Annotated in this window: 9 protein-coding genes and 1 pseudogene; 4 read left to right on the forward strand and 6 right to left on the reverse strand. The window is 69.5% G+C overall.

Going from position 1 to position 13,217, the window contains the following annotated elements; all coding sequences use genetic code 11:
- A partial coding sequence (locus ACFDTC_RS03600) for a hypothetical protein (protein ID WP_375257503.1) occupies positions 1–270 on the forward strand: 270 nt, incomplete at its 5' end.
- Positions 271–412: 142 nt separating this feature from the next.
- Entirely contained in the window at positions 413–3,157 is a 2,745-nt protein-coding gene (locus tag ACFDTC_RS03605; protein ID WP_375257504.1) for an EAL domain-containing protein, read from the forward strand.
- A 25-nt stretch (positions 3,158–3,182) separates the two neighbouring features.
- Here the strand turns inward: ACFDTC_RS03605 and ACFDTC_RS03610 are convergent, their stop codons facing one another.
- The 6 genes from ACFDTC_RS03610 to ACFDTC_RS03635 form a co-directional block, all read right to left on the reverse strand.
- Positions 3,183–3,866: an endonuclease/exonuclease/phosphatase family protein gene (locus ACFDTC_RS03610; RefSeq protein ID WP_375257505.1), complete on the reverse strand. Its 684-nt coding sequence runs from the start codon at positions 3,864–3,866 to the stop codon at positions 3,183–3,185.
- On the reverse strand, positions 3,866–5,266 hold the full coding sequence (cls, locus tag ACFDTC_RS03615; protein ID WP_375257506.1) for a cardiolipin synthase: 1,401 nt from the start codon (positions 5,264–5,266) through the stop codon (positions 3,866–3,868). Before cls ends, ACFDTC_RS03610 begins: the two co-directional genes overlap by 1 nt.
- Before the next feature lie 170 nt (positions 5,267–5,436).
- Positions 5,437–5,745 (reverse strand): hypothetical protein, encoded by a 309-nt coding sequence (locus ACFDTC_RS03620; protein WP_375257507.1) that lies wholly within the window; start codon positions 5,743–5,745, stop codon positions 5,437–5,439.
- A gap of 88 nt (positions 5,746–5,833) precedes the next feature.
- Positions 5,834–8,347, reverse strand: coding sequence for a DNA ligase D (ligD, locus tag ACFDTC_RS03625; RefSeq protein WP_375257508.1), 2,514 nt, complete (start codon positions 8,345–8,347; stop codon positions 5,834–5,836).
- A 1-nt stretch (position 8,348) separates the two neighbouring features.
- Positions 8,349–9,374: a Ku protein gene (locus tag ACFDTC_RS03630; RefSeq protein WP_375257509.1), complete on the reverse strand. Its 1,026-nt coding sequence runs from the start codon at positions 9,372–9,374 to the stop codon at positions 8,349–8,351.
- A gap of 135 nt (positions 9,375–9,509) precedes the next feature.
- The gene (locus tag ACFDTC_RS03635; protein WP_375257510.1) at positions 9,510–11,303 is read right to left on the reverse strand and encodes a PAS domain S-box protein; all 1,794 of its coding nucleotides are present in this window, start codon (positions 11,301–11,303) and stop codon (positions 9,510–9,512) included.
- A 303-nt stretch (positions 11,304–11,606) separates the two neighbouring features.
- Here ACFDTC_RS03635 and ACFDTC_RS03640 point away from each other — a divergent pair, with 303 nt between their 5' ends.
- Both ACFDTC_RS03640 and ACFDTC_RS03645 read left to right on the forward strand, forming a co-directional pair.
- Positions 11,607–12,587 (forward strand): putative zinc-binding metallopeptidase, encoded by a 981-nt coding sequence (locus ACFDTC_RS03640; protein WP_375257511.1) that lies wholly within the window; start codon positions 11,607–11,609, stop codon positions 12,585–12,587.
- Positions 12,587–13,217: pseudogene (locus tag ACFDTC_RS03645) on the forward strand (glycogen debranching enzyme GlgX); the annotation flags it as partial. The gene ACFDTC_RS03640 and the pseudogene ACFDTC_RS03645, both read left to right, overlap by 1 nt.

Consider the following 13,217-nt stretch of genomic DNA (forward strand, 5'->3'; position numbering starts at 1 on the left):
GGGAACGGCGGCGGCAACGGGAACGGCGGCGGCAACGGGAACGGCGGCGGCAACGGGAACGGCGGCGGCAACGAGAACGGCGGCGGCAACGGGAACGGCGGCGGCAACGGAGACGGTGGCGGCAACGGAAACGGTGGCGGCAACGGGAACGGCGGCGGCAACGGGAACGGTGGCGGCAATGGCAACGGTGGCGGGCGGAGCGATGCCCGCGTGCACGCGGACCACGACCATGACGCCCCGCAGACGATGCTGGTGAAGAGCCGGATCTGACGTCCGCCGATCCGCGTTACGGACGGCCTCGCGGACCGGATCGAGATGACGAAAGCCGGAAACCGTCCCCGCGCGGTCCGGCTTTCGCCACGCCCTAGTACCGGCTCCGGGACCGCGGAAGATGCCTGACCCTGCCCGCCACGTGACACGCTGGATCGCCGAGGCCGCGCCGGCCCTCGTCGCCGCGCTGGTCGCGTGGCTTGCGATCGTCTTTGGGATGCTGGCGCCGCTGGACCTGGCGATCGGCGACCTGCGCATGCGGATGAGCCCGAAGCCTGCCAGCGGCCAGGTCGTCTTCGTCGCCATAGACGAGCGCAGCCTCAAGGAGATCGGGCAATGGCCCTGGCCGCGCAGCATCCACGGCGCGCTCCTGGACCAGGTCGTGCAGGCCGGCGCCCGCGACGTGTTCTTCGACGTCGACTTCGCCTTCGCCGCCGATGCCGACGGTGATCGCGCCTTCGAGCAGGCGCTCGAACGGGCCGGCGGCGCCACCCTCCTTCCGGTCTTCGCGCAGCCTTCCAGCATCGGCGACGCCGGGACGCTCAGCGTGAACATGCCGCACGCGCCGTTCCTGTCGCTGAGCTGGCCGGTTCTCGTGAACGTACCCGCCGACGACGACGGGCTGATCCGCGAATACCATTTCAGCGCGGACGTCCTGGGCGAGGACATGCCCTCGGTCGCGTCCTACCTGTCGGGCGTGTTCGGCCCGCCCGGCAGCCTCTTCGGGATCAACTACGCGCTGCGCCCCGACACGATCCCCAGCCTGTCGGCGATCGACGTGCTGCGCGGCGTCGTGCCGCCCGAGGCGTTCGCCGGCCACTCGGTGATCATCGGGGCGCACGCGGTCGAGATGCGCGACAACTTCGCCGTGCCGGTCCACGGCATCGTGCCTGGCGCGATGATCCATGCGCTTGCGACCGAGACGCTGCTGCAGGGCATCGCGCCGGTCCGCTGGGGCTGGCGGCTGACCATCGCGCTGCTCGCCGGCCTGATCCTGCTGCTGCAGCGCCGGGACGAGAACTTCAGCGCCTGGGCCTTCATCGCCAAGGCATTCTGCGTCGTCGGCGCCGCCGAATGCGCCGGCCTGCTGCTGTTCCGGCAGACCGCGCTGCAATGGTCGACCGCGCCGCTCTATCCGGGGCTGCTGCTCTACGGGGCGTGGCAGCTGGGCCAGACGATCGACGTCAGCCGCTGGGTCATCCGCGGCGCGCGGGTCGAGATCGAGAACACGCGCCGCCTGCTGGCGCAGGTCTTCAACGACAGCTCGGACACGATCGTCATCATCGACGAGGCGCTGCGCGTCCGCGCCGCCAGCAAGAGCGCGCGGGACATGGGCATCGGTCTGGACGGGGCACCGCTGCCGGCCGCCTTCGCCACGGCGGCGCGGCAAGCCATCCTGTCCTATCGCCAGGGCGCCTGGGCGCCGGATCACCTGACCGAGACGCAGCTGGGCGATCGCGTGCTGCAGTTCACGGTCACACCCTCGCTGCTGGACGCCGTGACCGAAGGGGGGCGCACGCCTGCCCGGCAGGACTGCATCGCTACGATCGCCGCGCGCGACATCACCCATCTGCGCGAGCAGGAAGAGCGGCTGGCGTACCTGTCGACCCACGACGAGCGGACCGGCGCGCTGCGGCGCTGCGCCTTCCTGCGGCTGGCGCAGGACCACCTTGGCACAAATGGCCGGATCGCGATCTTCGCGTTCAACCTGCACCGCTTCAAGACGATCAACGCGACGCTGGGCCGCGACGTGGGCGACCTGCTGCTGGCCGAGGCCGTGGCGCGACTGCGTCGCGACGTTCCAGGCCTGTCGCCCCTGGTGCGGCTGGAGGGCGACGCCTTCGCCGTGTTCGCCACGGATGCGCCCGACGTGGTGGCGCCCGACGATCTCGCCGAGCGGATCCACGACTCGGTCACCAGGCCCTACGTGCTGGCCGAGGCGCGCGCATTGGTGGGCGCGCGGCTGGGCTATGTCGATACCGGCGACGGGACGGACGCGACGGCGCAGGCCGTGCTGGAGCAGGCCGAGGACGCGCTGGACGAGGCGCGGCATTTCGGCGGATCGCGGATCGTGCGGCACGATCCGGACAGGACCGGCCGGACGACCCGCGCGCGCGACATCGAGCGCGCCATGTGGACCGCGATCGAGGGCGACGAGTTCAGCCTCGTCTACCAGCCGCAGGTCGACATGCGCGACGGGAGCCTGATCGGTGTCGAGGCGCTGCTGCGCTGGACCAGCCCGACGCTGGGCCGGATCTTTCCCGACGAGTTCATCGCCGTCGCGGAATCCAACGGCTTCATCCGCCAGATCGGCCGCTGGGTGCTGCACCGCGCGGCGCTGGACGCGCGGCGGCTGCCGCCCGACGTCACCGTCGCGGTGAACGTGTCGACGCTGCAGATGCTCGACCGGGACATCCTGGACGACGTTCAATCGGCGCTGACCGAAAGTGGGCTGCCGCCCTGGCGTCTGTGGCTGGAGTTGACCGAGACGGCGCTGATGTCGCCATCGGACAGCATCGTCGAGACCATGCGCGACATCGAGATGCTGGGCGTGTCCTGGGCGCTGGACGATTTCGGGACGGGGTATTCGTCGCTCGGCTACCTGTCGCGCCTGCCGCTGCGCAAGCTCAAGCTCGACAAGAGCTTCGTCCAGGGGCTGGACGCGGATCCCCACGCGCTGGCGATCCTGCGCTCGGTCGCTAACCTGTGCCGGAACATGGACCTGTGTCTGCTGTGCGAGGGGGTCGAGACGCGCGCCCATGCCGACATCCTGCTGGGCGAGGGCTGCGTGCAGGCGCAGGGCTACTTCTATGGGCGGCCGCAATCGATCGACGAGGTCCTCGACGGGTTCTGCGGCGGCGACCGGCGCGTGGCGACGCGGGGCTGAGACACGCGCGCCCGGTGCCGCCGGGTCAATCCGCCGCCGGTTCGACCTCGGCCCAGATCGGCAGGTGGTCGGACGCCATCGCCGCCAATCCGCCCCGAGCGACCCCGTGGTCGAGAAGGCGCACGCCCGCGCCGTGCGCGAACCGGTCGAGCGGTGCCGTCGGGCGCGACGCGTGGAACGACGGGCCGGGTGCCACCACGTGCAGGCTGTCCTGCCACGGCTCGAAGCCGCGCATGGCCGACCATTCGTTGAAGTCGCCGGCCACCAGCGCCTGGTCGGCCACCGGACCCAGGTGGCGCAGGATCATCGCCATCTGCAGGTGGCGCCAGCGCCGCAGCAGGCCCAGGTGCGTGCCGACGATCCACAGCCCCTCGACCCGCACGAGCACCGCGCCGCGCGGTTCGAGCCCCGGCAGCGACAGCCGCATGCGCGCCTGCACCGCCAGGTCCTTGCGCACCAGGACCGCGTTGCCGTGCCAGCCGATCCCGCCCGCGCCCAACGACAGATCGACCGGGCGCAGCGCGGTCTCGCGCGCGATCATCTCGCGCGGCAGCGCCGTGGGGCGCGCGCCCAGGCGCTTGTCGGCCTCCTGCAGGACGGCGACGTCGGGGTCGAGCTCGTCGATGACCCGCAGCACCCGCGCGGGCGAGCGGCGCCAGTCAAGGCCCACCGCCTTGCGAATGTTGTAGCTGACGATCCTCAGGGCCATCACAGCACCGGCGCCAGCAGCCGCGCCAGCCGCGCGCCGATGCGCATCACCATGGGCTGGTGGCTCAGCGGCGTCTCGAGCAGGTCCGCGGCCTCCAGGTCGGCACGCAGCATCGCATCGGTGCGCGCGGCGAAATCGGTGTCCTCAATCATCACCATGGTCTCGAAGTTGAGGCGGAACGACCGGTTGTCCAGATTCGCGGTGCCGACGGCCGCAAGGTCGTCGTCCACCAGCACCACCTTCTGGTGCAGGAAGCCGTCGCAGTAGCGGTGGATGCGCACGCCGGCCTCGCGCAGCTCGTCGAAGAAGGCGAAGGCGGCCAGCCACGGCAGGTAGTGGTCGATCCGCGCCGGCACCAGCAGGCGCACGTCGCAGCCGTCGAGGGCCGCGCATTTCAGCGCGGACAGCGTGTCGAAATCGGGCACCACGTAGGGTGTGGCGATCCAGATCCGCCGCTTGGCGCGCGCGATCGCCGAGAAGAAGAACAGCGCGCCGGTGTCGAACGTGTCGGTCGGCCCCATCAGCACGGTCACCGCGTCGACGCCGTCGGCGACCGGATCAGGCGACCAGTCCAGCCCCTCGAGCACGTCGCCGGTCTGCCAGTGCCAGTCCTGCACGAAGCCCAGCTGCAGCTGCGCCACGACCGGGCCGGTCAGCTTCATGTGCGTGTCGCGCCAATGCCCCATCTTCGGGTCCCGGCCCAGGTACAGGTCGGCCACGTTATGCCCGCCGAGCGAGGCCCACTGGCCGTCGACGACCAAGGTCTTGCGGTGGTTGCGAAAGTTGATGCGGCTGCGCGACGCCCGATGGCGCGTCTTGCGCGGGTCGGGGAAATGCACGCCCGCATCGACCAGTCGTTGCCGGTACGCCTTGGACAGCCCGTGGCTGCCCACGCGGTCGCACAGCAGCCGCACCGACACGCCGCGTTCGGCCGCGGCCACCAGCCGGTCGGCGAAGGCGCGGCCCAGACCGTCGTCGGCGATCGTGTAGAACTGCACTAGGACGTAGTGCCTGGCGCCGTCGATGGCCTCGAAGATCGTGTCGAAGGTGACGTGGCCGTCGATCAGAAGCTCGGCCTTGTTGCCGCGCAGCACCGGCAGGCCGGCGAGCGTGGCGAAGATCCGCATCCGCTCGGACGTCGGCGGAGCTGTCCCGCGCGAGGGCAGGTTCATGCGTTCGGTGATGGCCAGCGTCCGGCGGTGCGACAGGCGCTGCCCGCGCAGCTTGTGCTGGCCGAAGACGACGTAGGCCGGCACCGCCACCCACGGCGCCGCCACAAGGAAGATCGTCCAGGCCAGTGCGCCCTGCGGCGTGCGCGCAGAGGACACCGCGCTCCAGACGCAGTAGGCGGCCGCCGCGATCAGCGCGAACCCGGTCAGAGCGGTCAGGTAACCAGTCAAGAATGTTCTCCGCGCCTTGCGGTCGTCGATGCGGCAGACGTTCGTCGCGCGGACGCGGAGTGTCAAACCGGAAGGCGCGCCGGCGTCACGACGTCAGCCAGGCCGCATCGTCGGCGCCGCTCGGAACGGGCGCGGAGTGATCTGCTTTTCGGGTGCCGCCCGAGAAGCGCTCAGCCCTGACGGGCGGCGGCCGGCAGCCTGCGGAACTGACGCAGGCAGTGCAGCTGTGCGTCGGACAGAGGGCGGAGGAAGGAAATCGCGAAGCCGTCCGCGCTTTGGCGCACGACGAATCCTGTCACCTTCTGGCCCATGATGCCGAACTGCACCCGCTCACCCGGCCGCGCCTCGGCCTGACCGGCGCATTTCATGCCCGAGGCACTGACGTTGCGTACCTCGACGATGGTTTCCGTCCTGTCGCCGAAAGAGATAAACATCTGCCAGCTGCTCGGCCACCTGCTGGCCCGCTGTTCAAAGCCCATGTGATTGCCCTGCGTTTTTGACGCCGTAGGCTTCGGAAATAGCGCGGAAACGTTAATCCAGCCTCAAGTCGCGGATTGCGACGGGGCGTCACAGCCGCGTTTCGAGCCGTTTCAGCACGGCGGCCGAGACCGAGACGGGGCCTGGCTGCGGGGCCGCGTCGGGATCGCGGTCCATTGCGTCGTCCAGCGTGAACAGGTTCGCGCGGTCGATGCGCTCAAGCTCGTCCCACGTCACCGGCACCGCGACCGGCGCGCCGGGGCGCGCCCGCAGCGACCAGGGCGCGATCGCGGTCGCGCCGCGCTGGTTGCGCAGCCAGTCGATGAAGATCCGGCCCTTGCGCTTGGCCTTGGACATGGTGGCGGTGTACCGGTCCGGCGCGTCGCGCGCGCAAAGTTCGGCCATCATGCGCGAGAACAGCGAGACCGTCTCCCACCCGGCGGTGCGGCGCAGCGGCACGACCACGTGCACGCCCTTGCCGCCGGTCAGCAGCGGCCAGCTGGGCAGACCCAGATCGTCCAGCCTGTCGCGGATGTCGATGGCGCCGGCCTTGACCGCGTCGAAGCCCAGCCCCTCGTCGGGGTCGAGGTCGAAGACCATCCGGTCGGGGCGCTCGATGTTGTCGCGCCGCGCGCCCCAGATGTGGAACTCGATCGTGCCCATCTGCGCCGCGCCGACGAGGCCCTTGGCGTCGCGGACCATCATGTACTCGGCGGTGCCGGACTTCTCGGCGATCTCGATCGTGCGGATCGCATCGGGAAAGCCCTTTCCGGCGTGCTTCTGGAAGAAGCGTTCGCCCTCCAGCCCCTCGGGCAGGCGGACCAGAGACAGCGGGCGGTCGCCGGCGAAGGGCAGCATCCGGTCGGCGGCGCGTTCGTAGTATTCGGCCACCTCGCGCTTGGTATGCTTGGCTTCCGGAAAGACCCGCCGGTCGGGCGAACTGAGCGAGATGCCGGCGATCGTCACGCGGCCCTTCGCGTCCCTGGCGGTGGGCTTGCCGTGTTTCGAAGTCCGGCGCGCCTTCGCGGCGGGCGTCTTCGCGGAGCCGCGCGCCTTCGTCGGCGCGGGATCGGCCGCATCGTCCAGAACCGCCGCGGGCGGATCGCGCCGCACCTGGTCGGCGGGCTTGTCCTCGCGCAGGCCCTCGAAGCTGGGGTGGCGCAGGCGGCCGTCCTCGGTCACCTCGGCGTAACGCACCTCGGCCACCAGGCGCGGCGTCACCCAGTTCATGCCGCGCGCTTCGGCGGCAGGCACCAGCGTCGGCGCGGTCTTGCGCGACAGCGGCTTCAGCCGCGTGGCGATCTCGTCCATCGTGTCGGCGTCCCAGCCGGTGCCGACCTTGCCGGCATAGACCATTTCGCCGGCTTCCTCGATCCCCAGCGCCAGCGAGGCGAAGGGGCGGCCCTTCTTGTCCGAGTTTTGCCAGCCGAGCACCACGAACTCGTCGCGCTTGATGCACTTGATCTTTTCCCAGAGCGTTGAGCGTCCGCCACGATACGGCGCATCCATGCGCTTGGAGATCAGCCCCTCGCCGCCAGTGTGACAGATCTTGTCGAACGTGTCCGAGGCATCGCCGCGCAGCACGGGCGACAGCTGCAGCAGCCCCAGCGGGGGCGTGTCGGCGAACAGATCCTCGAGCGCGGCGCGGCGGTCGGTCAGCGGTTTTTCGGTCAGGTCGTCGCCGTCGCGCTTCAGCAGGTCGAACGCGTGGAAGTGGAACGGCCCGCCCAGCTTGATCGCCTTCTGCAGCCGGCCGAAGCCGTAGAGCCCTGCGCCCACGGTGATCTCGCCGTCGATCAGCGCGGAATCGCAGGACAGGTCCAAAAAGGCTGGAATGAGCGGCCGGAACTTGTCGGTCCAGTCGTGCCCGTTGCGGGTGAAGACGCGGACGCCGCCCTTGCCGATGGCGACAAGCGCGCGGTAGCCGTCGAACTTCAACTCGTGCCAGCGGCTGTCGGGATCGCCCAGCCGGTCGGTCAGCGTCGCCAGCTGCGGCTTGCGCCAGCGGGGCGGGGTGGTCTTGCGCGCGCGCGGCGGTTCGGGCGGCGCGTCCTTGGCGATGGCGTCCATCGTGCGCCCGGTGGCGACGCTGGTGGTGTAGCGCGCGACCGGGTCGGGGCCGTGCGCGGCGTCGTCCTCGTGCTTGACCAGCAGCCAGTTGACGCGCTTGCCCTCGGGCTTGAGGCGGATCATGTCCCACCGCCCCGTCATCCGCAGGCCGTGCAGCATGAACGACAGGTGGCCCTTCTTCAGCCCCTTGGCGACGTCCGCCAGCGGCTGCCAGTGGCCGAGGTCCCACAACATCACGGTGCCCGCGCCGTAATTGCCTTTAGGGATCGTGCCCTCGAAGTCCAGATAACTCAGCGGGTGATCCTCGGTCTGGACCGCCAGGCGCTTGTCGGCGGGATCGAGCGACGGGCCGCGCGTGATCGCCCAGCTGAGCAGGATGCCGTCGTATTCCAGCCGCAGGTCCCAGTGCAGCCGCGTCGCGTCGTGGTTCTGGATCGAGTAGACCGGCGCCAGCCCGTCGGTGCGCCCGCCCTCGCGCGGCTCCGGCGTGACGGCGAAGTCGCGCTTGCCGTGATAGGCCTCGAGCCGGGTCATGTCAGGCGGACTTCTTGCGCGTGCCGGTCTTCGACTGCGACCCGGACGATTGCGCTTTCGACGCGGTCGACTTGGTGCTCGACGATTTGGAGGCGGCCGACTTCGAGGCGGCGGGTTTCGACGCCGTCGACTTCGACGTTGATTTCGCGGCCGGCTTCGACGCCGCGGTCTTGGACCCGCCCGAGCCGGACGACCGCGTGTTGCCGGACTTCGACCCGCCGCGCCCGCCGGAATCCGCCTTCAGGCTGTCCTTCAGCGCCGCCATCAGGTCGACCACGTTCTCGCCCCGGCCGTCGCCGCCGGACCGTTCCGACCCTGTGCGGGCGCGCGGCGTCTTGCGGTTCTTGCGCTTGGCATCCAGCAACTCGCGCAGGGCGATGTCGTAGCGGTCCTCGAACGCGGCGGCGTCGAAGGGCTTGGTCTTGCGGGTGATCAGCTCGGTCGCGACCGACAGCAATTCGTCGTCGGCGGGGTCGTCCTCGATCCCGGTGAACAGCGGATCGGCGTTCTTGATCTCGTCGGCGTAATGCAGCGTCTCGAGCAGCAGGCCGTCGCCGCAGGGGCGGATCGCGCAGAGGTATTCCTTGCCGCGCATGGTCAGCTGGCCGAGACCCGTCATCTCGGTCTGGCGCAGCGCGTCGCGGACCACGCGGTAGGCGTCCTCGGCCAGATCGTCCGTTGGCACGACGTAATAGGGCTTGTCGAAATAGAGCGGCGGGATCTCGCACGAGCCGACGAACTGCACCAGTTCCAGCGTCTTCTTGGTCTCGAGCTTGATGGCGTCGATCTCGTCGGGTTCGATCAGCATGTACTCGTCGTCGCCTACCTCGTAGCCCTTCTTGATGTCGGCGTTGTCGACGGTGCCGACGCCCGGAACGGTCTTCTCGTAGCGCACGCGCTCGCCGGAAGGGCCGTGGATCTGGCGGAAGCTGACCCGCGCGCCGCTGCTGGTGGCGCTGTGGATCTCGACCGGGATCGAGACCAGCGAGAGACGAAGCTGACCTTTCCAGACTGCGCGCGATGCCATGACGACTCCCTTCGCGTCATTCGTGACGACGCCGGGCCGATCCTCGGGCAGGGCGCCTTACATGGCGTCAAACGCTCGCGGCGCGGGTTCGGTTGCAAGCGCCTGGCGCGGTGGCTTGGCCGCCACGGCGCGGGCTTAACTTCGGCGGAAGCCCGTCTTGGCGTCGTCCTGCCGCCCGATCCGCAGCGTCATGCTGCAGCGCAGGCCGTCGGCGCGGTAGTCGCGGTGCAAGGTGCCGTCCAGCGTCCGAGTCACGGTGGTCTCGATCAGCTTGGTGCCGAAGCCCGTCTGCGATGGCGCGGTCACGTTGCGCGCGCCGGATTCCAGCCAATCGAGCTCGACCTCGGTCGCCTCCGCGCCGTCCTTCGCGATCCTCCAGCGGATGACGATGCGGCCGTCGTCGGTGGCCAGAGCGCCATACTTCATCGCGTTGGTCAGCAATTCGTGCACCAAAAGCCCGACCGCGTTGGCCTGTGCGGCGTTCAGCGCCACCGAGGGGCCCTCCAGGCCGATCCGCCGGTCGGTCTCGGACACGTAGGTCTCGAGCTGCGCCTGGATCAGGTCCTGCAGCTGCGCGACGCCGCGCCTGCTGTCGAAGATGCTGTCATGGGTGCGCGAGATCGCCAGCAGCCGGCCGCTGAACCGGTCGCGGAAATCGTCCAGGTCGCGCGACGCGCGGATCGTCTGCGACGAGACCGACAGCACCGTGCTGAGGATGTTCTTCACCCGGTGGTTCAGCTCGTCCACCAGGATCTGGCGGTCGGCGTTGGCCTCTTTCTGGGCCGTGATGTCCTCGACGCACGAGATCAGGTATTCCGCGTCGCCGCTGGCGCTGCGCACGCAGCCCACGGTGAGGTTGATCCAGACCAGCGCGCCGTCGCCGCGGATATAGCGCTTTTCCATGGCGTAGTCGTCGCGCTTGCCGTCGATGATCTCCTGCATCAGTGCGAGGTCGTGCGCCAGATCCTCGGGCGCGGTGATGTCCTGGAAGCGCCCGCGCTCGAGCTCGGTCTTGGAATAGCCCGCGATCTCGCACAGCTTGGAATTGACCCGCAGCCACGAGCCGTCCAGCGCCACATGCGCCATGCCGATGGCGGCGTTCTCGAAGGTGGCGCGGAACATCGTCTCGGACCGGATCAGCGCGGCCTCGATGCGGTCGCGCTCGGACAAGTCGTAGAAATAGCACACGAGGCCGGGGCGGCCGTCGGCGGTGGTGATCCGGTCGACGCGCCAGTCGTAGGATTCCATCGCGTCGCCGCTGCGGCGCTCGGCCATGCCGGGGGTCACGTAGGGCTCGCCGGTCTTGAGCACGCGGCGGTAGATCGCGACCACCTCGCTGCCGAATGGTTCGGCCCAGGCCTGCCGCATCACCGCGCCCAGGTCGCGCCCGATCACCGGCATCTGGTCGGCCAGCGCCTTCTCGGCGCCGCTGCTGATCAGTTCGATGCGGAAGTCGGCGTCGATCAGGATCACGCCGAAGGGCGCCTTGCGGACCACGTCGTGCAGCGCCTCGGACGAGGCGCGCAGCGCCTGCTCGACACGGCGCCGGCCGCTGATGTCGACGGCCGAGGGGATCAGCGCGATCACCTCGCCATTGCCGTCCTTGTGCGGCGCGATCTGGAAGTCGATCTCGAGCAGGCTGCCGTCGGCGATGCGCACCTGCGTGTCGTACCGCACGGTCCGGCCCCGGCGGGCCTGCTCGACCGCCTCGCGCAGGCGCGTGCGCGAGGCTTCGTCGAAATCCCACCAGTAGCAATCCCAGAACAGCCGGCCGACGACATCCGAATGCTTGACGCCGGACACGGTCAGCACGGGGTCGTTGACCTCGAGCAGGCGCCCCTCGGGCGTCAGCAGGCCGATGAAGGCCAGGACGCTGTCGTTCACCTGTCCCAGGCCGAGCCGGGACACCTTGCCGTCGAGTTCCGTCATGCTCCTCCGCGACTTCCGCGACCCCGCGGCGGCCATCGTTTCCGCAGAGTGACCGAGAATTCGGCCAAGCGCCGGAAAAGCGTCCGCACACCCCGTTTGTTAGCGCACAGAGGGCGGGTTTACGATGGAAAAGACGCGTTTGGGCGGCCGCACATGCCATCGTGATGCACGTTGTGGTTTCTTCGTCGGCTCGGGTGGCCTGCGCGGCGTGGCGTTGCCGCTTTTTTCCGCACGCAAGGCCCGACGCCGTGGAACAGGACGGGTTTCGCGGCGTTCACATGGACCGTCTCTAGGGGCCGATCGATGCAGACCTACAGGTGTGCGGCATGCGCGGGCGTGCTGTACTTCGACAATCTCGAATGCGGCTGCGGTCAGCAGATCGCCTATGATCCGGTGCGCGACGTGCTGGTGCCTCTCGACGTGCCTTGTGCGAACCGCGACGCGATCGGCTGCAACTGGACCGGGCCAGCGGGAGGCGGGCTGTGCCTGTCCTGCGCCATGACCGACGTGCATCCCGACACCTCCGTCGACGCCAACCGCCTGATGTGGGCGCGGGCCGAAGGAGCCAAGCGCTGGGCATTGGCGAACCTGATGCGCTGGGGCTGGTTTCGCGGCGACGATCCGCAGCCGCGCTTCCACCTGCTTTCGGAACAGACCGGGGCGGGCGCCGAGAATGTGACCATGGGCCACGCCGACGGCCTCATCACCATCAACGTGACCGAGGCGTCGCACCCGACCCGCATCGCCCGGCGCGAGGCGCTGTCCGAGCGCTATCGCACGATGATCGGCCACTTCCGGCACGAGATCGCGCATTTCCTGTTCACGGTCCTCGCCCGCGACCCGGCGTTCCTGGCGGCATTCCGCAACCTCTTCGGCGACGAGCGGCAGGACTACGCCGCTGCGCTTCAGGCGCATTACGAGGGCGGGCCGCGCGACCCGGGGCCGGACTACATCACCTTCTACGCCGGCGCCCATCCGCACGAGGATTGGGCGGAGACTTCGGCGCACCTGATGCACCTCACCGACCTGACCGACAGCGTGGCGGCGGCCGGCCTGCGCCACCACGACGTTACGCCGCCCGCCGATGCCTACGCCGAAACCGATGCGGTCGGCCTGATCAACACGGCCACCGCGCTTGCGCTGGCGATCAACCATGTCAACCGCTCGCTCGAAATCCCCGATCTCTATCCCTTCGTCCTGACCGACACGGTCCGAGACAAGCTGTCCTTCACCCATCACTGGCTGCGGCACCCCCTGCGCGCGGCCCAAGGAAAAACCGCCTGATGAAACACGACCCCACGACCATCGCCTTCGATCGCAATGTCCGCCGCAGCACCCGTCTGGGCGCGGACTACGATGGCGAGGGCACGAATTTCGCCCTTTGGTCGCAGCATGCGACCCGGGTGGAGTTGTGCCTCTACGACGAGACCGGCACGCACGAGATCGCGCGCCTCGACCTGCCGGACATGGAGGGCGGCATATGGCACGGCTACCTGCCCGAGGTCGGCCCGGGGCAGGCCTACGGCTACCGCGTGCACGGCCCCTTCGCGCCCGAAGAGGGCCATCGCTTCAACCCCAACAAGCTGCTGCTGGACCCCTACGCGATGGAGATCGTCGGCGACCTGGTCTGGGACGACGCGCTGTTCGGCTATCCCGTGGGCGGCAGCGACCTGGACATGGACGACCGCGACAGCGCGCCCTTCATGCCCAAGGCGGTCGTGGTCGATCCCGACTTCGACTGGGACGAGGACCGTGCCCTGCGCACGCCCTGGGTGGACACGGTGGTCTACGAGACGCACGTGCGCGGTCTGACCATGCGCCATCCGGACGTGCCCGAGACCGCGCGCGGCACCTTCGAGGGGCTGGGCCATCCGTCGGTGATCGAGCACCTCAAGGCGCTGGGCGTCACCACGG

Origin of the sequence: Citreimonas sp. (genome assembly GCF_042096055.1) — a bacterium.
GTDB lineage: Bacteria > Pseudomonadota > Alphaproteobacteria > Rhodobacterales > Rhodobacteraceae > Citreimonas.

Excerpts from the sequence above, each read along its gene's own strand:
- ACFDTC_RS03610 (WP_375257505.1), bottom strand. The coding sequence starts at position 3,866 with ATGGCCCTGAGGATCGTCAGCTACAACATTCGCAAGGCGGTGGGCCTT.
- ACFDTC_RS03620 (WP_375257507.1), bottom strand. The coding sequence starts at position 5,745 with ATGGGCTTTGAACAGCGGGCCAGCAGGTGGCCGAGCAGCTGGCAGATG.
- ligD (WP_375257508.1), bottom strand. The coding sequence starts at position 8,347 with ATGACCCGGCTCGAGGCCTATCACGGCAAGCGCGACTTCGCCGTCACG.
- ACFDTC_RS03630 (WP_375257509.1), bottom strand. The coding sequence starts at position 9,374 with ATGGCATCGCGCGCAGTCTGGAAAGGTCAGCTTCGTCTCTCGCTGGTC.
- ACFDTC_RS03635 (WP_375257510.1), bottom strand. The coding sequence starts at position 11,303 with ATGACGGAACTCGACGGCAAGGTGTCCCGGCTCGGCCTGGGACAGGTG.
- ACFDTC_RS03640 (WP_375257511.1), top strand. The coding sequence starts at position 11,607 with ATGCAGACCTACAGGTGTGCGGCATGCGCGGGCGTGCTGTACTTCGAC.